26 protein-coding genes and 2 tRNA genes are annotated in these 21,809 nt (G+C 55.6%); 4 read left to right on the forward strand and 24 right to left on the reverse strand.

Annotated elements, in window-relative coordinates:
* Window positions 1-409: 409 nt before the first annotated feature.
* Both H8274_RS07435 and H8274_RS07440 read right to left on the reverse strand, forming a co-directional pair.
* A tRNA-His gene (locus tag H8274_RS07435) sits at window positions 410-485 on the reverse strand.
* Between the two features lie 97 nt (window positions 486-582).
* Window positions 583-1,506, reverse strand: a complete 924-nt coding sequence (locus H8274_RS07440) for an ATP-grasp domain-containing protein (protein ID WP_185934195.1) — start codon at window positions 1,504-1,506, stop codon at window positions 583-585.
* Between the two features lie 292 nt (window positions 1,507-1,798).
* On the opposite strand from H8274_RS07440, the gene H8274_RS07445 reads away from it, so the two are divergent.
* Window positions 1,799-3,367, forward strand: coding sequence for an aspartate:alanine exchanger family transporter (locus H8274_RS07445; protein WP_185934196.1), 1,569 nt, complete (start codon window positions 1,799-1,801; stop codon window positions 3,365-3,367).
* Window positions 3,368-3,501: 134 nt separating this feature from the next.
* Here the strand turns inward: H8274_RS07445 and H8274_RS07450 are convergent, their stop codons facing one another.
* Together H8274_RS07450 and H8274_RS07455 are read right to left on the reverse strand one after the other, a co-directional pair.
* On the reverse strand, window positions 3,502-3,924 hold the full coding sequence (locus H8274_RS07450) for an Hsp20/alpha crystallin family protein (RefSeq protein ID WP_185934197.1): 423 nt from the start codon (window positions 3,922-3,924) through the stop codon (window positions 3,502-3,504).
* A 353-nt stretch (window positions 3,925-4,277) separates the two neighbouring features.
* Window positions 4,278-5,294: an FMN-binding negative transcriptional regulator gene (locus H8274_RS07455; RefSeq protein ID WP_176764464.1), complete on the reverse strand. Its 1,017-nt coding sequence runs from the start codon at window positions 5,292-5,294 to the stop codon at window positions 4,278-4,280.
* 769 nt (window positions 5,295-6,063) lie between these two features.
* Between H8274_RS07455 and H8274_RS10030 the strand changes: the two genes are divergently transcribed.
* The gene (locus H8274_RS10030) at window positions 6,064-6,636 is read left to right on the forward strand and encodes a tyrosine-type recombinase/integrase (RefSeq protein WP_420807984.1); all 573 of its coding nucleotides are present in this window, start codon (window positions 6,064-6,066) and stop codon (window positions 6,634-6,636) included.
* Here the strand turns inward: H8274_RS10030 and H8274_RS07465 are convergent.
* From H8274_RS07465 to H8274_RS07550, 18 genes are all read right to left on the reverse strand, one after another.
* On the reverse strand, window positions 6,633-6,983 hold the full coding sequence (locus tag H8274_RS07465) for a hypothetical protein (protein ID WP_185934199.1): 351 nt from the start codon (window positions 6,981-6,983) through the stop codon (window positions 6,633-6,635). The two genes, H8274_RS10030 and H8274_RS07465, sit on opposite strands and share 4 nt — an antisense overlap.
* Window positions 6,984-6,987: 4 nt before the next feature.
* Window positions 6,988-7,260 (reverse strand): hypothetical protein, encoded by a 273-nt coding sequence (locus H8274_RS07470; protein WP_185934200.1) that lies wholly within the window; start codon window positions 7,258-7,260, stop codon window positions 6,988-6,990.
* 4 nt (window positions 7,261-7,264) lie between these two features.
* Window positions 7,265-8,146, reverse strand: a complete 882-nt coding sequence (locus H8274_RS07475; RefSeq protein ID WP_244924622.1) for an N-acetylmuramoyl-L-alanine amidase — start codon at window positions 8,144-8,146, stop codon at window positions 7,265-7,267.
* A complete protein-coding gene (locus tag H8274_RS07480) occupies window positions 8,143-8,580 on the reverse strand; it encodes a hypothetical protein (protein WP_185934202.1) in 438 nt (145 codons plus the stop codon). The genes H8274_RS07475 and H8274_RS07480 overlap by 4 nt, the downstream gene beginning before the upstream one ends.
* Window positions 8,559-10,127, reverse strand: a complete 1,569-nt coding sequence (locus H8274_RS07485; protein ID WP_185934203.1) for a hypothetical protein — start codon at window positions 10,125-10,127, stop codon at window positions 8,559-8,561. Before H8274_RS07485 ends, H8274_RS07480 begins: the two co-directional genes overlap by 22 nt.
* Window positions 10,124-12,142, reverse strand: coding sequence for a phage tail tape measure protein (locus H8274_RS07490; protein ID WP_185934204.1), 2,019 nt, complete (start codon window positions 12,140-12,142; stop codon window positions 10,124-10,126). The genes H8274_RS07485 and H8274_RS07490 overlap by 4 nt, the downstream gene beginning before the upstream one ends.
* Window positions 12,143-12,280: 138 nt before the next feature.
* A complete protein-coding gene (locus H8274_RS07495) occupies window positions 12,281-12,574 on the reverse strand; it encodes a hypothetical protein (protein WP_185934205.1) in 294 nt (97 codons plus the stop codon).
* A gap of 12 nt (window positions 12,575-12,586) precedes the next feature.
* On the reverse strand, window positions 12,587-13,012 hold the full coding sequence (locus H8274_RS07500) for an HK97 gp10 family phage protein (RefSeq protein WP_185934206.1): 426 nt from the start codon (window positions 13,010-13,012) through the stop codon (window positions 12,587-12,589).
* Window positions 13,009-13,443 (reverse strand): hypothetical protein, encoded by a 435-nt coding sequence (locus H8274_RS07505; RefSeq protein WP_185934207.1) that lies wholly within the window; start codon window positions 13,441-13,443, stop codon window positions 13,009-13,011. The genes H8274_RS07500 and H8274_RS07505 overlap by 4 nt, the downstream gene beginning before the upstream one ends.
* Before the next feature lie 15 nt (window positions 13,444-13,458).
* Window positions 13,459-13,674 carry a hypothetical protein gene (locus H8274_RS09585; protein WP_221884777.1) on the reverse strand — a complete coding sequence of 72 codons (216 nt, stop codon included), beginning with the start codon at window positions 13,672-13,674 and terminating at the stop codon, window positions 13,459-13,461.
* Window positions 13,675-13,847: 173 nt separating this feature from the next.
* Complete coding sequence (locus H8274_RS07515) at window positions 13,848-14,177, reverse strand: hypothetical protein (RefSeq protein WP_185934209.1); 330 nt, start codon at window positions 14,175-14,177, stop codon at window positions 13,848-13,850.
* Window positions 14,178-15,749, reverse strand: a complete 1,572-nt coding sequence (locus H8274_RS07520; RefSeq protein ID WP_185934210.1) for an HK97 family phage prohead protease — start codon at window positions 15,747-15,749, stop codon at window positions 14,178-14,180.
* Entirely contained in the window at window positions 15,739-16,884 is a 1,146-nt protein-coding gene (locus H8274_RS07525) for a phage portal protein (RefSeq protein WP_244924571.1), read from the reverse strand. Before H8274_RS07525 ends, H8274_RS07520 begins: the two co-directional genes overlap by 11 nt.
* 62 nt (window positions 16,885-16,946) lie before the next feature.
* The gene (locus tag H8274_RS07530; protein WP_185934211.1) at window positions 16,947-18,380 is read right to left on the reverse strand and encodes a hypothetical protein; all 1,434 of its coding nucleotides are present in this window, start codon (window positions 18,378-18,380) and stop codon (window positions 16,947-16,949) included.
* On the reverse strand, window positions 18,377-18,757 hold the full coding sequence (locus H8274_RS07535; protein WP_185934212.1) for a hypothetical protein: 381 nt from the start codon (window positions 18,755-18,757) through the stop codon (window positions 18,377-18,379). The genes H8274_RS07530 and H8274_RS07535 overlap by 4 nt, the downstream gene beginning before the upstream one ends.
* Before the next feature lie 79 nt (window positions 18,758-18,836).
* Entirely contained in the window at window positions 18,837-19,160 is a 324-nt protein-coding gene (locus H8274_RS09885; protein WP_338067701.1) for an HNH endonuclease, read from the reverse strand.
* A 211-nt stretch (window positions 19,161-19,371) separates the two neighbouring features.
* The gene (locus tag H8274_RS07545) at window positions 19,372-20,136 is read right to left on the reverse strand and encodes a hypothetical protein (protein WP_185934214.1); all 765 of its coding nucleotides are present in this window, start codon (window positions 20,134-20,136) and stop codon (window positions 19,372-19,374) included.
* 1 nt (window position 20,137) lies between these two features.
* A complete protein-coding gene (locus tag H8274_RS07550) occupies window positions 20,138-20,314 on the reverse strand; it encodes a hypothetical protein (RefSeq protein WP_185934215.1) in 177 nt (58 codons plus the stop codon).
* Window positions 20,315-20,570: 256 nt separating this feature from the next.
* On the opposite strand from H8274_RS07550, the gene H8274_RS07555 reads away from it, so the two are divergent.
* On the forward strand, window positions 20,571-20,789 hold the full coding sequence (locus H8274_RS07555) for a hypothetical protein (protein WP_185934216.1): 219 nt from the start codon (window positions 20,571-20,573) through the stop codon (window positions 20,787-20,789).
* Between the two features lie 173 nt (window positions 20,790-20,962).
* On the opposite strand, the gene H8274_RS07560 is transcribed toward H8274_RS07555, so the two are convergent.
* On the reverse strand, window positions 20,963-21,208 hold the full coding sequence (locus tag H8274_RS07560; RefSeq protein WP_185934217.1) for a helix-turn-helix domain-containing protein: 246 nt from the start codon (window positions 21,206-21,208) through the stop codon (window positions 20,963-20,965).
* Window positions 21,209-21,295: 87 nt separating this feature from the next.
* On the opposite strand from H8274_RS07560, the gene H8274_RS10035 reads away from it, so the two are divergent.
* Window positions 21,296-21,625, forward strand: coding sequence for a helix-turn-helix domain-containing protein (locus H8274_RS10035; RefSeq protein WP_185934482.1), 330 nt, complete (start codon window positions 21,296-21,298; stop codon window positions 21,623-21,625).
* On the opposite strand, the gene H8274_RS07570 is transcribed toward H8274_RS10035, so the two are convergent.
* Window positions 21,587-21,658: transfer RNA gene (locus tag H8274_RS07570), tRNA-Lys, on the reverse strand. The two genes, H8274_RS10035 and H8274_RS07570, sit on opposite strands and share 39 nt — an antisense overlap.
* Between the last annotated feature and the right edge of the window lie 151 nt (window positions 21,659-21,809).

The raw sequence follows: 21,809 nt of genomic DNA on the forward strand, positions 1-21,809 counted from the left end.
TGTTCCTGCTTGGCTTTGCCGGGCCAAAGTAGGCCCAACTCAGCTAGGCGCGAATTTTTACATCTCCGTTACATCTCCGCGGGCGAAACTTTCCCCAGGCGAAACTTTCTTCGTCTCATCCTATCTTGGTAATGATGCTCGGCAACGTAGTTCGAAAGACAGCAGCATAGCGCTCAGCTGAAAGTTGCTCTTGTTACGGTGCAGCGCCGTCCAAAGTATTGCGCGGCCGTAGCCCGAATTCTTGCCCAAAACTGCGGGCAATAAACCCTGCCCCTGCCAAATCCCCGGTGCGGTGAGGGACCTGGCACCGAGTGCAGTTGGAGATTTAGAGATAAGAAAACCCGGCCTTCACGTTCTTCGATACTGCGGAAGATGTCTTCCCGTAGCGGGAAAAGTGAAGGCCGGGCAATGGGGTGGCCAACGGGGCTTGAACCCGCGACCTCCTGGACCACAACCAGGCGCTCTGCCAACTGAGCTATGGCCACCATTGCGCGCTAGCGCCGAATAAAGACTATAGCCTACCTCGGTAGAGTTTCACCATCTCCCCCGAGGTGAGAACCAACACGGCGCCGGCGTCGCGTCCTACCAAGTGGCTCGCACCGCAATCGCACTAGCGAATTGTTCCAGATGCGATTCATCGGCGGAAAGGTATAGGGAACCGTCGATGAGCGAGACTTCCATAATGTAAAACTCGTTCGGATCATCTTCCGGGGCGGGCACCAGATCCACCCGGTTGAATAGCAAGAGGTGGTCGCGGCCAAACTTTTGCCGTAGCACTTTGTGTAAGCCTTGACGCACGGTATCGCCCCACCGCCATTCTTGGGCATGGGCCGGAGCCGAACGCACCACTTCTTCCATCGGAGAATCGCCACTGCGGAAACGCGGGTGGAGCATTGGTTCCTTTTCCACCCGGTAGCTCGGCATGCCGTTGAGGAAGACGAGCGAGATCTCACCCGTTTTATCAATATTTTCCAAATATCTTTGCACCATGACCGAGCGGCCGCGCGCCAGCTCATGTTGCGCATGGAGGATGGCTTCCGCGCGCGAAGGCGCATTATTAGCCGTGTACCGCCCTGTTCCACGCCCGGCCGAAGAAATGGCGGGCTTGACCACGAAATCCCCACTGGCGGGGAAACGCGTGTGCACCTGGTGTTTCGTCAGGTTTTCTTCCGGTTCCAACCACGTGGTCTCGATGGTGGGGAGGCCGACGGCGGCCAAATCCTGCAAATAGTGCTTATCGGAATTCCAGGAAAGCAGGTCTGGAGTATTTAGCAGACGCGGGACGGCGCGTGCCCAGGAAATGAAACTGTCACGATTCTTCGCGTAATCGCGCACGGACCGCACAACCACCAAATCGGCGGCCTCCCAGTCTACATTAGGATCGGACCATACCGCGATGCGCGGCTCGATCCCCTTTTCCCGCAGGGCATCAGGTAGCCCTTGTTCGTCAGCTGAAAGATTCGGCAAGTCTGCCGAAGTTGCAAGAAATACTACCGGTTTTGACACATTATCCACCCTACTCGGCGAGCGCCGAAGAAAAACCTGCCATCTCACAAACGTGACAGGTAGCGCCTTACGGGCCAATTTTTTGCTCTATTCCCCCGGTAGAATTTACAGGTACCCCAAGGGAAAACGCAATCCGTTAGGCCCGCGCACGGCTATCCCCGGTCATAGCCAGCACCGCCTGCCGGAGTGCAGCCCGGCAAATCCGCTGCCACAAACTTGCGGCACATGCCGGCAAAACTGCGGGCCCACCCCGCTGTGCCGGCCCAACGCTTGAGAATTTAGGAGGCGTTCCATGCATCTTTTGGCGTCGAGTCCCCTGCTTACCTTATTTGTGGTTATTGCCGCCGGCTCTATTATTGGCGCGATTCCGTTCGGAAAAATCCGTTTCGGCGCGGCCGGAGCCCTCTTTGTGGGGTTGGTGCTTTCCGCGATCGAACCTTCGGTAGGGGAAGGAATGGAACTCGTGCAGGCTTTGGGTCTGGCACTTTTCGTGTATACGATCGGAATTGCTGCTGGCGCCGGGTTTTTCTCGCAGCTCCGGTCCAATCTGGGGCTAATGGGCGCTTCTATAATTGCTACCGGTATTGCCGCGGTGGTCTCGATCTTGTGCGGCAAACTCTTCGATATTCCGCATGATTTACTTGCCGGCCTATTTACGGGCGCGATGACTTCCGCGCCGGCCATGGCTGCCGCTAATTCTATTTCCGGTAGCGCCGAACCTTCGGTGGGTTATGCCTTTGGGTATCCTCTGGCCGTAGTTATTGGGATCGTGATTGTGTCCGGCGTCGTCGCTAAAAAGTGGCCGGGAAAGAAGGACACCCCTTCTCTTGCTGACGCGCAACTCACCCCCGTAACGATCATGGTGGAAAACTCTGTAAATCTGCGTGATATTCCGCAGTGGCGGGAAAGGAAAGTCCAGTTTTCTTATCTGCAGCGGGATGGAAAGACGCGGGTTGTGCTGCCCGGCGAGGATTTGTTACGTGGCGATCGCGTGGTCGCAGTGGGCTTACCGGAGCCGATTGCGGCGGTGACCAAGCAGCTCGGCCAGCTCGCCTCTACCCATTTAGCAGATGACCGTTCCGATGTGGAATTTGAGCGCTTTGTGGTTTCCAATCCGGATATTTTTTCCCGCAAGATTGCCGAACTTTCTTTGCCGGCACGTTATGGGGCCACGGTCACGCGAGTGCAACGCGGAGATCTCGAAATGTTAGCCGATGGTATTTCGGTGCTGCAGCCGGGAGATCGAGTAGCCGTGGTCGTCCCGGAAAAGTATTACGCAGAAGTGGAAGCGATTTTTGGTAACTCAGAGCGTAAGGTTTCGGAAGTTGATGCGCTTACTTTGGCGCTCGGCCTCACCATCGGAATCGTGGTGGGATTGATTGCGGTACCTTTACCCGGTGGGATCACGTTTTCTTTGGGTACCGCGGCCGGTCCGCTTATCGCCGGCATGATTTTAGGGGCGTTACGGCGTACCGGGCCGTTCGTGTGGCAGTTGCCCGACGCCGCTAATCTCACCTTGCGGCAATTCGGCCTCCTTTTGTTCTTGGCCGGTTTGGGGCTCACGGCCGGGCCTTCTTTCGCTACCGTCCTCACTTCTCCCCTCGCGTGGAAGGCAGCGCTCACCGCAATCATCGTGACCATAGTTGGCTGCATCGCGATTTTGTTACTGTGCCGCTACTGGCTCAATCTTTCCGCGCCGCGTAGCGCCGGGGCGATGGCCGGGTTCCTCGGGCAGGCAGCGATCTTGGAGGCCGCGGTTTCTAAGGTCTCTGACGAACGGATCGACGCCGCATATGCGGCCCTCTTTGCCTTCGCGATCATTATCAAAATTGCGCTCGTCCCCGTGGTACTTATGGTTTAAAAACGCCGCGGGCCTGGCACAAAGTTCTTGTACCAGGCCCGCGGGTTTTGTACGCGGCACGCCGCCTTCGTTTATGCAAATCCTTCGTTTATGCAAATTCCTTAGTTAGCACGACCGCTACCGCGCTTCAAGACTTAGTTAGCCGCGCCGCCGATCTGGATCTTGCGGCCTTGCGAAGCTTCCGAAGTCTTCGCAGTTACAGTCAGGACGCCGTTCTGCAACTCTGCCTTGACCGTGGAAGTATCTACCGGGCTGTCAAAGCCCAGATCACGGGTGAGCTTGCGCGTGGTCTTACCGCCGTCGGTCTCTACCTCTTGTTCGGCCCGCAAAGTGATGCGATCCGGATAGACGGACAGATCGAGCTCATCTTCCGCAAAGCCCGGCACATCGAATACTACTTCGTACCCATCCTCGTTCTTCTTCAGCACGGAACGATACTGTTCCCCGAAACTAATTGCACCGCCCGTACCCTGACGCATAATGCGGGTAGGCACGGCAAAGAAACCTTCAAAGGGATCCAACATCCGCGAGAACGTGCGCTCAACATCATTAGCCATAACAACTACCTCTTCCTTAAACCTGTGATCAAACTACTGGAAGAAACCTTCACCGCACAGACTCCGAAGCCCCCTTCGAAACTCCCTTCGAAACTCCCGTTTTCCCGGTTCATAGTCCCGAGGTCTCGGAGTCCCGAGGTTTCGGACTTTCGAATCCGTCCTTCCGGTTTCCCCGTTCGCTATAGTCAGCGCTAAAATCCCGGTTTTTGTTCCGCAAATTTGCGATTTTTCTCGGTCAGTAAACTTTTCGGCTAAACCGCGGTAACACGGGAATAAAATCACCTCGCATTGAGTTGCAATGACTCAAGTTTTATTGAGCCTGACATTGGCAGCTCTAAGGTGCTTTCAGCGCCTCACTCGCGTTCGTAATCTGCCTGGATTGCCTCGGCAATGTCCCTTGCCGTAAGCCCATCTTCGCCCCCGTACGGGGTACTTTCCCGCCACGCGGCCATGCGTTCCGCGTGCTTCTGCGTGGCATCTTCCACGCGCCCTTCCCGGTTTTCTGCCCACGGTACCGCGATTCTTTCCATCAAGTCCGCCACGTAACCGGCTTGGGCTCGCGCCCACGGATCGCTGTAGGCCGGATAATAGTCACCGTGGCCGGGCACTGTTTCCGCGTCTTCCGGCACGCCCGGTGCGCTACCGGCACTCGATGTACTCGGTTCATTATCGGCACTCGGCGCACTCGGTGTACTCGGTGCACTCGGCGCATCTTTCCCGCCTTCTGCGCTACGCGCTCGCAGGGACTGCGCGGTGTGGCGAATCTCCGCCGCGCCAAGATTCTGCGAAAGCTTGGCTTTACCTTCCACACTGGTAATTCGGATTTCCAGGCCGACGAGCGCACGCAACATAGGCGGGAGTTTTTCCCGGCTCGGCCCCTGACTCTGTTCCCTGCCCGGCTCCTGGCTTGCTTCCAGAACCGTCCCGAGGTTCACTCCCGGAATTAGCTCCCGGCCCGGTTCCCAGTTTGGTTCGTGGGCGGCGAGGAGCTCTCCCAAGGTACGAAGTTTCCATTCGGCGTCGTGATGCGCAATAAGTTGCCCGCGCAAGTGGACAGTCACGTAATTCCATGTGGGTACGCGCGCGAGCCGCGAGTGGAGCGCAGCGGGAGGCATATCCGCCGTGGAAATATACGCGTTTGGCCCGGTAACCACCATGAGGCACTCCCCTTCGTCTTGCCACTGCGGGTTCACTTTCCCGCAATGCGCGTGTAAAACGGGGGTGCCGTCCGCCGCGGTGGCGAGGTTGAAGGGGAGCAAAGTGGCGTCAAGCCCACGCTCTCCGTGTGTTATTAGGTTGCCGACGCCGATCCGCGCGGCCTGGCGCAGTGCCTCCTCAGGTTCCACCCAAAATCTCGACGCAATATACATGGCACCAGCGTAATCAAGAAACTGCGCGGAAAACATGGCCGAAAGGTGCCTTAGCGACGGCAAGCCGGTTCAGCAACAGCAAGCTGATTTAGCGACAGTAAAGCGGTAGCGCACGTTCACAACAAACGCCGAAGGGATTCCGTGGGCGCAGAACGTCTAGGTATGGCAACTGCCTTGAGTAGCTACGCCCACACGGCTCTAGCAGCTACGCCCACACAGTGGCTCTACGCTTAGAGCAAAAGATGATCTAGCTTACGCAAATGCTGGGCGCGGCCGCGGTTTTGCAGATCTTTGCGGCGCCTTATACAGGTTTGCTGTGCACCCCGGGCCAGCGTGGCGGCGTGCCTCGCCAGGTCCGAAAACAGTGAAACGGCCCGGAATTTGCTGCAATTCCCAGACCGTTTCATGCCGTACACCGCGAGGGACTCGAACCCACAACCCACTGATTACGGTCGCCCTGCCTTGCGCCCTGTGTTACGCATCGCATAGGGCCATGGTTTTGCGCACGTTAAGGGCCGTTTCCAATAATGATTCGATGGAAACTAACTCTTTTCTCATCGAAGGTTTCATAACTCATTTACGCGCGGGCGGGGCTTCCGAGCACACGATTTATTTACGGCGGCGGTATCTGAAGCGCCTAGCAAAGATGGTAGGCAGCTTGGAGGCAGCTTCCAGCGATGAATTAGAAGCATTCCTCGCTCATCGCAATTGGGCACGTGAGACAAGGCGCTCAGCGAAGAGCACTGTATCAACATTTTACGCGTGGCTTATGGCAACGGGCCGGCGGAAGGACAATCCGGCGATCAGCTTGCCGAAGGTCAAGCCTCAAGAACCTAGACCGCGACCAGCTGCCTTAAAAGTCATTGCAAAAGCAGAGCATGATAGTAGCTCTCGCGTAACCCTCATGCTGAGATTGAGCGCCGAAGCTGGATTGAGGCGGGGTGAAGTAGCACAAGTGCATATAATGGACCTCTTCGAAGATTTGACCGGCTGGAGCCTCCTCGTCCACGGGAAAGGTGGTAAAGAGCGCATCGTACCGTTAACCGATGAGCTCGCGCGGGCCGTGCGCCGGGCGTGCATGGCGAATGGCGGGTTTGCTTTTCCCGGCGCAATTAACGGCCACTTAAGCGCGGGGCGTGTAGGAAAACTGGTTTCTAATGCGCTACCCGCGGGGGTTACTATGCACGCTCTCAGGCATACTTTCGCCACTCGAGCGTATGCAGCATCAAGCGACTTGCTGGCCGTGCAGCACCTATTAGGTCACGCATCACCGAGTACTACACAGCGATACGTAGCCATAGATGCTGCACGGCTACGCAAAGTAGCGCAGGCAGCGGCTTAGGGTTTGTTGCGGGGCTTGCCGTAAAGCTCGTAGAGCCTGGTTATTTGGTCGCCGTGCTCTGAGAGCCGATCAGCGATCATTTCGTGTGTTACTGCCGCATCACGGCGTATTTCTCCTATCTGGTGACCTTGCGACGAAACCATTTTCTCGATGCGATTTATTGCATCTGAAACCGTGGAGCCGTGATTAGGCGTAAGCTGCGCGGCGGCTGAGTTAGCGGCTTGCGCAGCTGAGCTAGCCGCGGTTTCCGTAGCTTTAGCCCGCCGTGAGAGCGTAATAAGAGACGCCAATGCCGTGATGATGGCAGCAATTCCAACCCCGCCACCTAAGGCGCTAACCCATGACACCTGACTAGCTCACCTCCCGCGCATGCTTGCTAGTAGCGGGAGGACGGGCGCTTTTACCGACGTCGTAGAGCCCAGCTGCGGAAAGACCAAGGATGAGCCCGCTAGCGCATGCCTGGAAAACCGCGTTTTCTCCGAATAGTGCTACGGAGAGGCTGATGCCTACCGCGATGAGGACGGCGGCGAGGGCGCTCCATTTTCCGGAAAGACCTAAGCTTTTCAGCAGGTTTACTACAGCAAGGACTGCAGGAACTGATGCGAGAGTAAGTGCAATATCCATGTGCTTATTCCCCTTCCGGTGTGGTCGTGAGCGTGACCTTGAGGTCTTTTAGAGCTTCGCTAACTGCTGCGTCGATCGATGTCGCCACCTGGGCAGAATCGAGTCCCTTTGCTTCAGAAAGAGCTTTCACGCTTGCGCTAAGCGCCGCGATTTGTGCGCTCATGGCCCGAGTCGTGTTTATGATTTCTTCGGTCCGTTGTTCGGTGCGCCCTGCAGCCGGGGCCAAAGAATTACCGATAAGCCAGTGCGCTTCAGCAAGTTGTTGAGCTTGTTCAGGGGTCATTTCGTTCTCCGTTCCTTGGATTTGTGCAGCCTTTAGCGGTTGCTGGGTGCAGCCTGCCGCGGCCGCTATGATTTCGGGAATTTGAGCGATTCGCTCCGGACCCGGGCATACTTTTCCGACAGCGCTGCTCCATAGCTCGCCGCCGGTCTGGGATATACCCGCGTTGAGCTGGGAGCGCGTGGCGGGTACGCCCAGGGCGTGATAGCCAATGCCACGCTCACTGGTACGCGATGAGCCCATGAGCGAAATAGGGAAGTCATAATGCTCGGCAAGATCACGGATCAGGCGGGCGAGAGTCGATGCTTGCTCAGGCGTCCATCTTCCATTAGCCCCGCCCTGTGTTTCAATCGAAAGCAGCCGCTGGTCCCCGCCCCGCTGTGCCCATGCGATCAGATCAGCATCAATGTATTGCTCTAGCCGCCCGTCAGCGGCTACATGGAAGTGTGCTGAAACTCCACTATTGCGATTATTGAACCAACCGAACTGCGAAGTGGCTCCCGGGGCGGCGGTTACGTGCAAAACTACGCCGTCCGTGCGCGGGCGCGCCCGGTTCGTGTAATTACATACAGGCCGGTGAGCGGCCCCCGGCGTCCAATAGCTCATACTAGCCACGCACCCATGACGTAAACTGCGGACGTTGCTTGTTCTACGTAGCAGTGCACGTTTCCACTTGCTTCTATAACTATTACGGCCCCGGCCTGGTAAGGTGCAGGGTTACCCGCGATCACCGAAACCGCCGGTAGAGCGATCGTACTTGTTGGCCGAAATTGCGCATTATTGATAAAGGCAACGTTCTGGTTATAGCCATTAATGGGCGATCCTTTAGTGAATGATGCAGTAATTGTAAAAGTATTACCGCGCCGAATGATCGTGATCGACGAATTGGCCCAAGAGGAGAGCCCTCCGATCGAGAATCGGGCTCCGTCCCGGGCGGCGTCTGCACGCGATTCGACTGCTTGGAATTCTTCGTTCATCCGCTCGGCGCGGATAAGCTCGCCTGCCTTAAACGGCTGTTTCACTTTCTCGTTCCTTTCCATTGTGTGAGAGTGAGCGATGTAGTCCACGACGTGGGCATGATCGTTTGGGTTATTTGGGTGATGTGCTGCGTAGCTTCCGTTCCTCGGTAAGCCGTTGCCACCGGGTCCATCACCTCAAGACTGATGAGCGTATTGAGCTCAGTTTCACGGTAGGTTCCGGTTGCTTCATGCCACGGAGTGACCGTGACTGAATCCAGCACTTGATGCGGCGTATACGCCTCCACGGCTGAATTGAGCAGCGTTTGCAAATCGAAGATGTTGCCGGCGGCGGTTTCTATGGTGAGCCGCGTATTCCCCACTTCTGCCGCGATCGTCGCGTTAGTAGCCCGCACTGTTGTTGTGGTCCCTTGCCACTCTCCTTGCTCGTTGCGCACCGCCGAGTTATTTGTTGCTTCGATGGTGGCTATAGCCGTCGAAGTATCTACAGTGGCTACGGCGTCCACGGGTTCTAAGGAAGGCAGGGAAGAAGGCTGCGCGCCGTCCATAACGATCGCTGCCACCGGCGATGATGCCGGAGTCGCGCGCATCGTAATCACGCCATATCGATCTGCCCACCAAACGATGCCCGCGGTGGCCGCGTAAATATCTATCCACTCAGTGAGAGATGCTTCTTTCACCATGTCGCCGATATATGGCCGCCCGTCACCGGAGAGAGTAGTACTTATGGGCCGGTCTTTGATTAGCTCGCGCATCGCCTTATCCCACCGCACCGCCGACCGCCTAGTTTCCTGGTATTTCGTGGTAGCCGCCAGCTCGCCGATGGCGTCGATCGCGCTTATTTCGACTGTGTAAGTGCCATCTTTCGCCGGCGTCGATATCGTTTTGTCGATCGTGCCAGTAAATAGCCTCGTGCGCGTAGCGCAATCGATAAGCACGATGGGGGTGCCCCGAATTAGGCTACTCGCGCGCGGGTCTAGGTCGTTGTAGATCCGCGCGCTCAGCGTGCCCGGCTCCGCATTACCAGTGAAGCCGTTGTAGGTGATGCCGCGCGTGTAAGTGATCTCGGTAGCCGGGCCATGAATCGGATACCACGAATACAGCGTGCCTCCCACCGGAAACTGGCTACGGTCGAAGAAACTTTGCTCGAAGATCGCCCAAGGTCGCGTTTTCGTCTCATCCGGAAATGTTGCTGCGTTAAACACGGCGGTGCCGAAGAGCTTCCCCCTCATTTCCATGCGTGGCGTGTAAGCAAGGAGAGCCAGGCGGCGCGGGCCGTCAAGCGGCCCCGAGCATTCCACCGTTACCGCTATCCTTGCCCCGTATCTCAATCCGGAAATGTCAATATCGAGAGGGAGATCTGCATCAATCACGAATGAGCGGGTTGCGCCGCTCAGTGCATACCTGCTGGGGTTCCATATGGCGCCCTGGAAACCGATCGCCGGCAGGCCATAAGCCGAACCCGTTATGATCCGCACGATCAGCGACCACGACCGGCCCCGGTCGATCGGGTCGAGGCGGATATGCGCACTCGACGCGGTGAGCTGAATATTCCCCGCCGTATCAAGCCGCGCCCCGGTAAGTATTTCGCTTTCATGCACCGTGCTCATGAGAGGGCTACCTTTCTGCCGGAGGTGCGCACATATTCACCGATGGACTCAGCGATCATGCGCCCGGCCTGCGGGCTAGGCTGGAGCATGTTCGAAGTAACGTTGATAATGATCGGTGCCCCGCTAGGCGCATAGCCATACAGCGGGCCGCCTGACGGCGGTACATATGACGGTTTAGGCATCATGCCCGGCAGATTCGTTGTGAGCTGGCCTAGCGTGTTCCGCACCGCACCGTAGCGCGACTCAAGCCCTGTGATGAACCCGTCTATTACGAGCTGGCCGGAGCGCTTGAGAATCACGGCGTCACGCTTTGGAGGACCTTTCCATCCGAAAAGTTTATCTGTGAGATTTCCGAGAGTCTCTTTGACGGCATTGAATTTACTCTTGATCCCATCAATGAACCCGCCGATTATCTTCTTACCGGCATCGAGAAGCAGGGAACCAAGATTCCCAAGCGCCCTGAGAATTGATCCAGGCATATCCCGGAAGAACTGCACAGCGCGATCGATTCCCTCTTTTATCTGGCGCTTCAATGATTCCATGTGCTGACCGATTCGGCCCGGCAAGCTCTGGAACCACGAAACGATTCCTGTCACGGCACCAACTACGCCCGCTTTGATATTTTCCCAAATCGCACTAAGCCGATCTCTGAGGCCCTGAAAGTACGCTTTTATGGAAGCTATGGCAGAAGAGAAAAAGGCCGGAACAGTCTCAGTGAACCACGTTACTACCGCGTTGACCGTCCCTTTAATGCCCTCCCACAGTCCAATCCAGAAATTCCGAAAACCTTCACAGTTATTCCATAGCGCGATGAATCCAGCAACGAGTGCACCTATAGCAACCACGACAAGCATTACCGGGTTAGCGGACATGACGGCATTGAATGCAGCCTGCAACGCCGTCCAGCCCGCTACTGCTGCCTTCCACACGGCCATTGCGGTCTGATAGGCCTTCCACGCGGCAAGAGCACCAAGAATCGCTGAACCTAGCGTGATAATGAGAGTCTTGTTACGCCCTATCCAATCCACTACCGAGGTCAGAGCGGGAACGAGAGTACCAGTTATGAAACTGCCGAGTGAGCGCAAGGTAGCCAGTAGCATCGCCCCGATCTTCTGGGCTGTATCTTGAATGGCTGGCTTCCACTCAGCAAATTTCTGTTTTATGGTTTGCAAGGCGGGTACAAAATTTGATTTCATCCACGCAGATATTCTCTCGATGGCCGGGCCCAGGTTATCGGAGAGCCAACCAGCAGCCGCCGAAACTGCAGGAATGAGGAAACTTCCGATTGTGGCCGCGCCGTTTTCGAATTGAGCTTTAAGGACCTGCACCTTATGAGCAAGCGTGTCCGATTCCGAAGCAAATTTGCCATGGAAATCGGTAGTTTGCTCCATGATTAGGGCTAGCGTTGCCGCTTGATTTGCTTCATTCGATAGGCTCCCGCCTACCTTCGTGAAACCAAGCTCTGCTGCCTTAGCATCTACAGCCGCCTGATTAAGAGAAACACCATAACGCTCGATCGGATCCCTCTCCCCTTTTAGGGCGCTCGAAATGGCGTTTACCGCGTCTACGGTCGAGCCTCCAAAACCGGCTGAAAGATCAGCCCCTAAGCTAATGAGCTCATTTGATTTGCCAGCGAGTTGGTCAAGAGCGGTCCCGCCGTTCTTCAATTGCGTTGCGATGACAGTCGCTAGCTCGTTGTAGGAGTTTTCGGAAAGACCTAGGCTTTTCGATGCTTGCCGGGCCGTAGCGTGAACTGTTGACGCGTATTGCTTGAATACGTCGTCAATTGTGCCGGCTGATTGTTCTAAATCTGATGCTGCCTTGATCGCCGCGCCCCCGATTGCGGTGGCTGCTACTGCCCCGATCTTCGCAACCGCTTTGAGCTTTTCGCCTACCTTTCCGAGTCCCTTTTTCAGCGCATTGAAGCCCGATACATCACCCACATTTTGCATGGCCCGGCGAAACTGACGCGTGTCTGCAAGAACCGCGATTTTGATGGCTTTGCTCTTTGCCACTACGCTACCTCCGTTTTGTCGCCTTATTCGCCTGCCTGATGATGGCAGCTCGTTCCTGCACGGTCATTGCCCAGTAATCGCGCGGGCGGAAGTGGAAATGAACGGCGAAGTTTCCTAGATCCTTTTCCCGCGCGCGGCTTATTTTCCCGCGATAGCCGCCATGAGGTTTGATGCCGCGTCAGTGTGTGCACAGTGCACACCTGCTGCCGCGTCAATCACGCTCGTTACGTCTTTCATGGAAAGGCTCTGAGCGTCCTCTAGAGTGAGCGAGTGCCCAAGCCGGTGAGCGGCCACTGCGGCCATGCCTGCAACGGTTGTGGCCGTGTCCGCATTACCTAGCTCTTCGCCGGTAAGAGCTTCAAAGAGTGCTAATTCTGCCATCGTGATGGATTGCGAGAAATCGTTGATTTGATTCGATACGGCTTCAGCCATGATTTTCCCTTTCTATAGGTTGTTGTCGAGCTGGTAGGAGTCAAGAATCTTGCCGAGCCCGTCTATGAGAGCAGATTGAATTTCGGTTAGGCGACTGGCGCGGGCATCATCGAGGAAAGGCCGGGCCCGGATTTTCCTTTCCGGCCAGCCGTAATGGATGATGCCTGCATACGGAACACGGGCGCTCCCGGCCCTAACCGTAGCTTTCGTTTTGGCTGCACCTACCCGGATCGAAGAAAGTAGCTTGCCGGTTTTGCCGATAGGCACCATTTGCCGGGCTGGACCGGCAACAACATTTGCAATGGTCCGCATCGTTTCCTTGATATCGGCCGTTGCCGCTCCCGATCGTTCCAGGGCGCGAATCGTCTCCCTGAGGCCCGTGACGTATAGGCCTGTTTCTCCCTGGGTTATTGAAAGCTGGGCATCATTGAACTTCATAGCGATCTAGATCCAGGGCTCGTGATCTTTTTCCAGCCCGTAACCTTCAGCTCAACTTCTGTAGTGGCGTCATCGTCGCCGGCGGCCAGACCGAGGGAGGGCCGGGTACGCGGGAAATCTACGGTGCCCGTAAAATGCGGCTGTGTGGGTGAAGGGGACGAATTGCCCAAGGGCGCCAGCGTGAAGGGAACTGCTCGCTTTCCTGGGTGCTCCATCATGACCTGGTGAAGTGAGTCTGTATCCAGGCTTTGAATCATGGTTACTTTTAGCTTTCCGGATGCAATTGCTCCCGCGGCCGCGTCTGCAAAGGTAAGTGTTCCCGAGTCTTTTTCATCCTCGCTGTACTCGTACTCGGATACATCTTGCTTATATTCATTGCCGTCAATGATGAGGGAAAGTGTTGAGCCGGTAAGCCTATTTCTTGCTGCCATGGAAGTTATTCCTTTCTAAATATCGATGATTGAAGAAAGCGTGAGCCTTACAGCTGGGAACGTCGCGCCATTAGTTTCCGTAATGCCGAAGTATTCGCCAGCAGTTTCGACGTCTGCAGCGCCGCTAGCCACGATTGCGCTCATCGCCGCATCAAGGGCCGCGTCTAGCTGCTTTTGGGCTTCAATCACGGTTAGCGTGGCGCTCACCGTGATTGTTACCCGCCACGTCACACGCATTTTCTTGTGCGCAAATGTTTGGTTCTCTGGTGCCTGTATTTCTGATAAGTCGAGCCAAGCGATACCCGCTCGGACAGTGCCCGGTGCGTAGTCCAGGCCCTCAATCTTTAGGGGGGCCAGTGCTTGGCGAAGTACAGCTGCGATACCCGCCCGATCGTCTTGCACGCTCATGCGAAACCGCCCGGTAGGTAGGGGGCCAGAATCGGGTATGCAGCCTTCAGCGGGTCCCGGGCCAGTCGCACCGGAGCCGCATCAGCAAAGGGCGAGAGTACCCCACCGGGTGCAGATAAGCGCGTATACAATTCACGAGCGACCTCGCTTGCCGCCATGAGCGCCACTGCAGGCGGGATTACCGCCGTGCCGATGTACCCGCCAACGAGTTGTGCTGCGTCAGCTGCACATTGAGACACGTTAGCGGCGTCGCCGCCGATTTCCTCGCCGTCCCTTTCCAGCGCAGCAGAGAGCCGCTGGTAGATTTCGCCCGAATCGATTTGCATTTATGCTCCAAACTTGACTGGAACGATTCCTTTGGGATCAGGGGCGAAGTGGACCGCGTAACCGTACACTGCGAATGTTTTGGAAAGCCGCGTAATTTCTTCTTCTTGGAGTTGGAGGGGAGCGCCCGGCGATTCGTGAACTTCGATCGCGGCCCGGTTATAGAACGCCATGGTTCCAGTGGCGCCTGGAAGCAAGACAACCGGAATACCGGCCAGGTTTCCAGTAAGCGTGCGAGCGGTGATAGTCCCGTCGTTGATATCGCCGGGGGCCGCTTCCGTAAACTTGAGGACTTTCGCGGAAGTATCCAAGTTTGCAAGGTGCTTGAGTACATCCTTGGAGACGAGAAGGCCATCTAGGGTACGCCCCATAGTCTCTGAATCGAAGTGTTCTACCGCATCGATGACGATTGAACGCACGTCTTTATCTGTGAGAGCCGTGAATGCTTTTTCGAAGGTGAGCGGCGAGGGTGCAGCCTTTTCCCCACTCCCATGTACACCGGTTCCCGCGTTAAGGTCGATAACCGCTTTAACGAGTGCTTGCGTAGCGGATTCAATCACGCCGGCATAGTGCAGTGCTTGGCGAGTAAGCAAAGTTGAAAGGTAGATCGCTGAAGACCGCTCGATAACTTGTCGCGATACCTCTGCATAGCCACCGTAGGTGCATACCGGGGCTGACCCGGTGGTAAGCGTGATCTTACCGTAGGTAAGCGTATCCCCTTCTTTTTCTTGCTTGGCTACCGCGAGAGTATCTTCTCCGAATACGGGAAATTCTACGCTCATTCCCTCCGCAGGCAGGTCGGTCGCGTGCGTGAAAGTGGAGGTAACCCGCATCTTCTGGTGCATTTGTTCGAGGGTCCGATCAAGCCATGCCGGGCGGCTCATTTTGTCATCCCCGGTGGTCGCGCCCGTATAGGTGCGTAGAGCTTCCTCGTTGCCATCTATGAGGGCTTTTGCGTATTCCCCGAAACTGCGGAAAGCGCACAGCGCGGGGGCTTCCTGATAGGTGAGAGTATCGGAGAGCTTAGCAATAGCCCGCGAATTCTCTTCCGTTGCGGCGCGCAATTCTTGAAGGTCAGTGTCCATGGGTGTTACCTTTCTGTTTCTGATTTCGGTGATATGGGTATCTTTATATGCAGGGAAAGAAACGAGCGAGACCTCGAAGAGTTCCCCGCCGCGTTGAATTACGTTTGTCCGTTCTCCGTGTGTGGTGATTTCTGCTGCGTCCCAGTCGGGTATAAATCCGATGGATAGGCCGGAGAGTGCGCCGTCTTGCATGAGCGTTCGCGCGTCACGCCCGGCTGCAGTATCGGATATGCGGGCATCGATATGCAGCCCATCTTCTTCGGAGGTGATTCTTGTTATTTTCCCTATCGTGGTTTCGTGCTCGAGCCGGAGCTTGACGCCGGAGGGCACCGGGGTGAGCGCATCACGGGTAATAGTTTCCGTAAAGCCGCCACCTATGTCGTCGGGTGTATCCCATGGGACCGCTAAGGCGGAGAATTCCCACCCACTCCCGCTGTTTTCCTTTTCTGGCTTGCTTCTGATTTGTAGCGGATATGTTCTAATCTCCATTTGGTTGTGCCTCTTCTTCTGGCAGTGGTATTTCTAGGTCTGCTTGTGGTGGTAATCCTTCGATAGAGCGCACTTCGTCTACGGTTAGGAAACCGTTAGAGAGGCCGATGGCGTGCGATTCATAGCGGGTCTTTGTATCCGTACGAAGTAAGCCCTCGAGATTGAATCGGACGACCTGGCCGCGCGGGGCGAGCTGTGTAAATGCTTCCTCAATTTCTCGGAGATAGGCCATGAGGGTATAGCGAAGAAAAGATATATCTTCTTGCTGCATATTCGCGTAGGTTTGAGCTCCACCTTCGACGGTGGTGAGGATGAGCCGGGCCGGGATGCCAAACATTCGCGCAATCGCCGTCACGTTCGCTTGCTGGTTTTCAAGGAATTGGAGTTCTTCGGGGTTGAGCAAGAGTGCTTGATATTTCAGGCCTGAGCCGAAGACTCCAACACCGTTTTCTGGGGTGAGAGCACTATTAGCTGCTTCTTTCCACTGCTGGGCTTGATCGCGCGTTAGATTCTGATCTGTGGAGAGTATTCCGGTAGGTCGCCCGGGCGCGGCCGTCCAGTTATCAGCATATGAGCGCATATCCATTGCACCGCGTAGCGTCGCCGCGCAAGCCTGAATCGGACCTAGACCCATAACCTCACCGGGCTGATGCGTTAGTTTCATGTGGATAATGTCTGATGAGCGTACTTGCCGGCCCTGGTGTGTGTATTTGATTTGCCCGCTGTTTGTATCCCGATAGGCGAGGACTTCCAGGGGGTTAAGAATACGCACCTCGTAAATTTCGTAGGCTTGCCGGTAGATCCGCCAGAAAGCATTACCCCGCTGAGCTAGCGAATTCACGGTTTCCGCTATGAATGCCGAGCGACTCATTTCCAGGGACGGGCGGCGAATTGCGGCCGGCTGCTGCTCTTCGAGTAGCTGCTTGCCTTGCCTCCACACGTCTACGGTCAATTGCCGGGCAGCGGTTTCGAGAATGAAAAGTGCCCGATAGACCGAATCTAGCGAACGAGGATCACCACTAGATGCACGCCGAGCGGGCAGGTGTGGACCGCTCACCACCGGGACGGTGGCAGCTGTCGTATCTACGCTGCGCGTTCCTATGTGCCGCGCGATTCTCGCTAGCATCGTGTTCATGGGGCCTAGTTTGACGCACTCAGGCCCTTTAAGCGCGACTTTTCATACAATTTGTATGAAAGCTAGAAAATCGGTACCACCGGGGCGAGGAGTGCCTTACTTGCTTCGTATTGGGCAAGAGTTACCGCGCGTAGCGCATCGATAGCTCCCGCCGATTTCGCCGCATCAAATACTTGCACTTTCGCTGATTGACGGAGAACTGCTACTTCCATGGCCGCCCGTAATACCGGATTCCCGTCGTGCGTGATTGTGCCCTCACGCACCCGGTCTATGAGTGCTTGGCAGGCTGAGCCGTAGGTATCCCACCCGCATATTTTCATTGGCACATCAGTGAGGTCTAAATGAATTGTTCGATTCGGGCCAGTGTCATCGGAAATGATGGAGCGGTAGCCGCGCGCTGCAGCCCGGCGGAGAGCATCTCTTACCCACGCGGTCCCTGGCGCGGTCGCGATAATTTCAACCGCTGGGTTACCTTCCGTGTCTATCCATGCGGCCGCAATTGACGCGTTTTGCCCATCTAGCGAAACGTCCCATGCAAGAACGTAATCCTCCGGACGTGTAGGCCGGTCTCGTTCCGTTTCCTCGGAATCGTAATTCCATTTCAGTGAATCCCACACGGCCAGATCGATCGCGGTTTCATTCGTCGAGGTAGGAAGATTCAGGTAAGAGCGCCGCCATTCTCCGAGCGAAGTATCTTTTCCACCACCAAGGTCACGGATTTTGCGCGCGGTTTGTGTGTATCCGATAGCCGGGTGAAATGAGAGAGTCGCATCTGAGTACGGGTCGGCATCTGCTGCTTCTTCGTCCGCGCTCCACTCGAAGAAAGCAACTCTGCTTTTAGGATCATTGACCGCTTCCCTCCCGATCGCTATTTTCTCGTTTAGCCATTGAGAATTAGCGGTGCCACGCGTGGAAACTATCCATAGCTGAGAATTAGCGATCGTGAGAAACGTCGGTTTTATGGCGGTTTCCAGATCGGCGCCCTGTGCTTGTGTGAATGCCCAAGCCTCATCAATACTCGCCAAATTTAATGCATCACCGTGGATTGAATCGACGGTTGGAGCGAACGGAGAAAGATCAGAGCGTGTAGGCAACCAGGTTAAAAGTTCACTGCCTTTACCGCGATTGACTTTCATGCGCTTGCCTGCAGAATCATCGATGTTATCAACGATGGAGCGCCATCTCTTGCCGGCATCTTTTCCTGTTTGTGCGGTCATCACCGCGTGATGGTCCCGGTAGGCCATGAGTCGGTGAGTGTGAATCGCGCCCACGAGATCAGATTTCCCAGCTTGGCGCGGCACCGTTACGATCACGGTTTCATAGCGAAACTCGCCGGGGTGCTCCCTAGAAAGCTCGCACGCAACATTGGCTACGTATTGCTGCCATGGCATTAGCTTTTTTCCACGTACCAGCCGCGATACCTCGCCAACTACCGGGCCTAAAGTCGGTAAAGATTCATCCCGCTTAGTAGCGTATTTGGGCGCGCCATGCTTCATGCTAGAGCCTCCATAGTAAGCGCGCTGATTGTCGCATCGAGAGTATCGAAAACCGAGCCCGTATCGCCCTGCGGTTGCGGCAGCTTATCGAGAGTATCGAATAGCTGTTTCGTGAGTTGCGCCGTAGCCACGCTGATTTTGCCGCCATAAGACAGGCCCCGATCCACCGCGCGGGCGGTCTTCTTCAAAGTTGCCGCTATAGCGATGTATTTACCGTTGAGTAATCCTTGCTCTTCAAGCTCGCTAAGCGCTTGAAGGACCGAGAACTCAATTTCACCGGGTCCCTCATCATCCTTATTCTCAGGCCCCGCTCCGATTTCGATAATGCTCAGCTGTCTTTCCATCGTTTCCTGCGTTTTTTCTTGTAATCTCGCCATTCTCACCGGGTTTTAACCCTTTTTCATCCGGTCTGGGTAGAAAAGGAAGGAGCGAGGGGGATCGACTGGCAGTTTCTCCTCAGAAAAACTGCCGGTTCAGATAGCGCCTGCGTGCCGGCTGTAAGATCCTCTTCCCTTTCGCGGAGTTGCAGCCTCGATGAGCCGGCCGAAGGTTGGCTATATCATCTGATCCGCCTAAAGCTCTTGGTAGCACGTGGTCAATGCTGAATGACTTCGGTGAAGGGCTCCGGTAGCGCAGGTCAATCATTTCATGGCATACCGAGCACTCTAAACCGTAGTGGGCTATGACTAACTCAGTGAGCTTGCGTATCTTCGTCCCGCCTCCCCAGGACCTGCCCCGCCGGCTCATAGTTGGGACTCCAGTTCTTGCGTGTACTCCCATGCTTCGCGGAGTAAATCCCGAATTGCGTCTATACACCGGCAGATGTAGGCCGTGTTTCGAGTATTAGCCGATGCGTGCTCAATTTCGGTGAGCCCGCTCAGAATCATGTAATGACGCCGATAGATAGCATGGCCCGGTTGTGTCCATGCTCTTCCCTGCTCGTGGGCTACGCGCCGCCTAGCTACCTTTTGAATTTCCTCAGCTTTGGCATTCATTTCTTATCTCCGAATAGTACTTGCTTGATAGCGGCGATCGTATTCTTTCCTTGTGCTTCGATTCTCTCCACACTGGACCGGAATCGGTAAGATCGCTCATCATTGTGTGCTTGCGCGATTAATTTGGCGTTTATAGCGGACTCTCGCACAAGCCGGGCCACACTTGGAAGAGCGCGCTCCGAAGGAGCGGCCGCTTTTTTACGCGGAAGAGACCCAAGGAAGGAAGAAGACTCTGAGAGTCTTCCTTCCTTAGAAGTGAGGAGGTCGGAAGTTAGTTCCGCATGGACGGAGCTGGTCTTATCGTGGACCGGCGTACGAAACATGAAACGCGTATTTCTGCAGCGGGCGAGCCGTTCATTACGGTCCTTGTTATTCTTGGCTGTCCTCTCATCGCCGATACCACGAGCTTTCTTCACCATGGCTAATAACTTCTTCTTCGATACTCGGAAGAATGAGGCACGGGGCTTGCCTGCAAGAATCCCGCCGCGCGTCCACTTGATTACGCCGAGTTTTTCCAAAACGCCGAGGCAGCGGCGCGCCCACCGCACTGAAATACCTGCACTCTGAGCAAGCTGGAATTCCGTAGCCAGGCCTTCAGCACTCTTATCTGGGAGCCGTGCTGCGAGTGCCCGCAAGATTGACCGCACGCCGCCATGAGCCCGCCCGTGCAGCGTTCCCCAGCCTGCACGCTCCAGGGAGCGCACAAGCGAAGACAGCGGCGCGTACGCGGTCAGCGTGAACGCTTTACTCTTCGTACTCATCTCACATTTCCTCATCATCAATAGGCGTGTACGCCGCCACAGCACCAACCACGAAACCGGCCCCAGCAATGCCAAGCCCTGCCACTAACCGCGCACCCGGCCACGGGACCACTACTACCGCACCCACCAGAATCGCGATCAGCGCGGCCAACAACATGATTTTCAAAGAGTTACTCATCTTGCAGCTCCAATACTGCGATCAGGCAGATCAAGGGGCGGCAGCTTCACCCCGATAGATGAAAGCGCCCGCAAATCAGCAACCTGCCACCGACGGACCCCCTGCAGCTTCGCGTACACGGTTGCCCTGCTCGATGAAAGCCGCCGAGCCACGTAATCCGCGCTCAATCGGTTATCGATCATGAAGCGCCTGACTGCTTGCGAAACGAAATAGCTATATGCGTCCACGATCTGCCCTATTCACTAACATGGGCATCATGAATAACAACATGAATGATGCCCAAGTTCTTGGTAAAACGGTCGCCGATATCACCGCGAACATTGTTGAGACCAGTAACCGAATCTCTACGACCGGCCCGCAAGGGAAAGACCTTTCCGAGGCCCTTGACCTCATCGCTTCCGCTCTCGCCGAAATCGCCGAGTTCATCGAAACGAGCACCACCGGGCGCCCTTCCACCCGCGATTACGGAATCTAAAACACGCCTGCGCTTATCAGCCAGAATGCGCGCCCAGCGCGGTGAGAATGACGCCTGCTCTGTTTCTTCGAGAGCCCTCAATGCTGCATCTAGCTCGCAAACCGCCGCGTTATATCGATGCCTAGCCCGGTCAAGATATGAAGCCGGGTGATCTCTCATGCCTGAATCCGTCATTACTGGGCGGTCCCTTCACCTGCCAAGCAAGCCCGCCGCCGATCACCATCAAGCGGCGGAACTTTTACTCCCGCGGCGGCTAGCTGATAAAGCTCGGAAACTCGCCAAGACCGGCTACCGCAAATTTTCCGAGAGAAAGTCATTTCCCGCATGCCGATTCGCTCGGCAAGCTCTCTCTGCTTGAGGCCATTGAGGGCTAGATATCCCCTCACGGCTTCACTAATTTCCAAATTGTAACGATTCATGAACCTAACGTAACAGTTTTCGATCCTCTGTGTCAATTACTGGCCCATAGCTTCCCTACTTGTATCCACTTCGGTTACTATGTGAGTATGAGTACGCAAGCAGTTACTAAGAACCAGATTTCATTACGCGAAAGAGTAGCCGCGAACATTCGTGCACGTGCCGGAGTTGCGAACCTCTCTCGCGCCGATATTGCGAGAATCATGAATGTTTCGAAGCCAACAATTGGGAGAAAGTGGAACGGAGCTAGCGCGTGGTCCTTTGAAGATCTCGAAGATCTCGCGTTGATCTTCGATGTTGAGCCCTGGGAACTTGTAAAGCCGCTCGCATACGAAAACGGCCCAGAGTCTGCTTCCAAACTCCAGGCCGTTCCCGATCAGTACACCGCGAGGGACTCGAACCCACAACCCACTGATTAAGAGTCAGTTGCTCTACCATTGAGCTAGCGGTGCTTCTATTATTATATATGTAGCCGATGGAATCTTTCAACTCCCTTGCGACGAGAAATAAGCTTAGTACCACCAACCCATCGCCGCAAGTTGAATTTTTGTAATACCCGGCACACCGCAGTTTTCGAGCTATTTCTGGCGCACCACCAATTGT

The sequence above is a fragment of the Actinobaculum suis genome (assembly GCF_900618115.1).
Classification (GTDB): domain Bacteria; phylum Actinomycetota; class Actinomycetes; order Actinomycetales; family Actinomycetaceae; genus Actinobaculum; species Actinobaculum suis.

What these genes read in the sequence shown, in the direction of transcription:
- H8274_RS07445 (WP_185934196.1), top strand. Translation starts at nt 1,799, where the DNA reads ATGCATCTTTTGGCGTCGAGTCCCCTGCTTACCTTATTTGTGGTTATT.
- H8274_RS07450 (WP_185934197.1), bottom strand. Translation starts at nt 3,924, where the DNA reads ATGGCTAATGATGTTGAGCGCACGTTCTCGCGGATGTTGGATCCCTTT.
- H8274_RS07455 (WP_176764464.1), bottom strand. Translation starts at nt 5,294, where the DNA reads ATGTATATTGCGTCGAGATTTTGGGTGGAACCTGAGGAGGCACTGCGC.
- H8274_RS10030 (WP_420807984.1), top strand. Translation starts at nt 6,064, where the DNA reads ATGGCAACGGGCCGGCGGAAGGACAATCCGGCGATCAGCTTGCCGAAG.
- H8274_RS07470 (WP_185934200.1), bottom strand. Translation starts at nt 7,260, where the DNA reads ATGGATATTGCACTTACTCTCGCATCAGTTCCTGCAGTCCTTGCTGTA.
- H8274_RS07475 (WP_244924622.1), bottom strand. Translation starts at nt 8,146, where the DNA reads ATGAGCTATTGGACGCCGGGGGCCGCTCACCGGCCTGTATGTAATTAC.
- H8274_RS07480 (WP_185934202.1), bottom strand. Translation starts at nt 8,580, where the DNA reads ATGGAAAGGAACGAGAAAGTGAAACAGCCGTTTAAGGCAGGCGAGCTT.
- H8274_RS07485 (WP_185934203.1), bottom strand. Translation starts at nt 10,127, where the DNA reads ATGAGCACGGTGCATGAAAGCGAAATACTTACCGGGGCGCGGCTTGAT.
- H8274_RS07495 (WP_185934205.1), bottom strand. Translation starts at nt 12,574, where the DNA reads ATGGCTGAAGCCGTATCGAATCAAATCAACGATTTCTCGCAATCCATC.
- H8274_RS07500 (WP_185934206.1), bottom strand. Translation starts at nt 13,012, where the DNA reads ATGAAGTTCAATGATGCCCAGCTTTCAATAACCCAGGGAGAAACAGGC.
- H8274_RS07505 (WP_185934207.1), bottom strand. Translation starts at nt 13,443, where the DNA reads ATGGCAGCAAGAAATAGGCTTACCGGCTCAACACTTTCCCTCATCATT.
- H8274_RS07515 (WP_185934209.1), bottom strand. Translation starts at nt 14,177, where the DNA reads ATGCAAATCGATTCGGGCGAAATCTACCAGCGGCTCTCTGCTGCGCTG.
- H8274_RS07520 (WP_185934210.1), bottom strand. Translation starts at nt 15,749, where the DNA reads ATGGAGATTAGAACATATCCGCTACAAATCAGAAGCAAGCCAGAAAAG.
- H8274_RS07525 (WP_244924571.1), bottom strand. Translation starts at nt 16,884, where the DNA reads ATGAACACGATGCTAGCGAGAATCGCGCGGCACATAGGAACGCGCAGC.
- H8274_RS07530 (WP_185934211.1), bottom strand. Translation starts at nt 18,380, where the DNA reads ATGAAGCATGGCGCGCCCAAATACGCTACTAAGCGGGATGAATCTTTA.
- H8274_RS07535 (WP_185934212.1), bottom strand. Translation starts at nt 18,757, where the DNA reads ATGGCGAGATTACAAGAAAAAACGCAGGAAACGATGGAAAGACAGCTG.
- H8274_RS09885 (WP_338067701.1), bottom strand. Translation starts at nt 19,160, where the DNA reads ATGGGAGTACACGCAAGAACTGGAGTCCCAACTATGAGCCGGCGGGGC.
- H8274_RS07545 (WP_185934214.1), bottom strand. Translation starts at nt 20,136, where the DNA reads ATGAGTACGAAGAGTAAAGCGTTCACGCTGACCGCGTACGCGCCGCTG.
- H8274_RS07550 (WP_185934215.1), bottom strand. Translation starts at nt 20,314, where the DNA reads ATGAGTAACTCTTTGAAAATCATGTTGTTGGCCGCGCTGATCGCGATT.
- H8274_RS07555 (WP_185934216.1), top strand. Translation starts at nt 20,571, where the DNA reads ATGAATAACAACATGAATGATGCCCAAGTTCTTGGTAAAACGGTCGCC.
- H8274_RS07560 (WP_185934217.1), bottom strand. Translation starts at nt 21,208, where the DNA reads ATGAATCGTTACAATTTGGAAATTAGTGAAGCCGTGAGGGGATATCTA.
- H8274_RS10035 (WP_185934482.1), top strand. Translation starts at nt 21,296, where the DNA reads ATGAGTACGCAAGCAGTTACTAAGAACCAGATTTCATTACGCGAAAGA.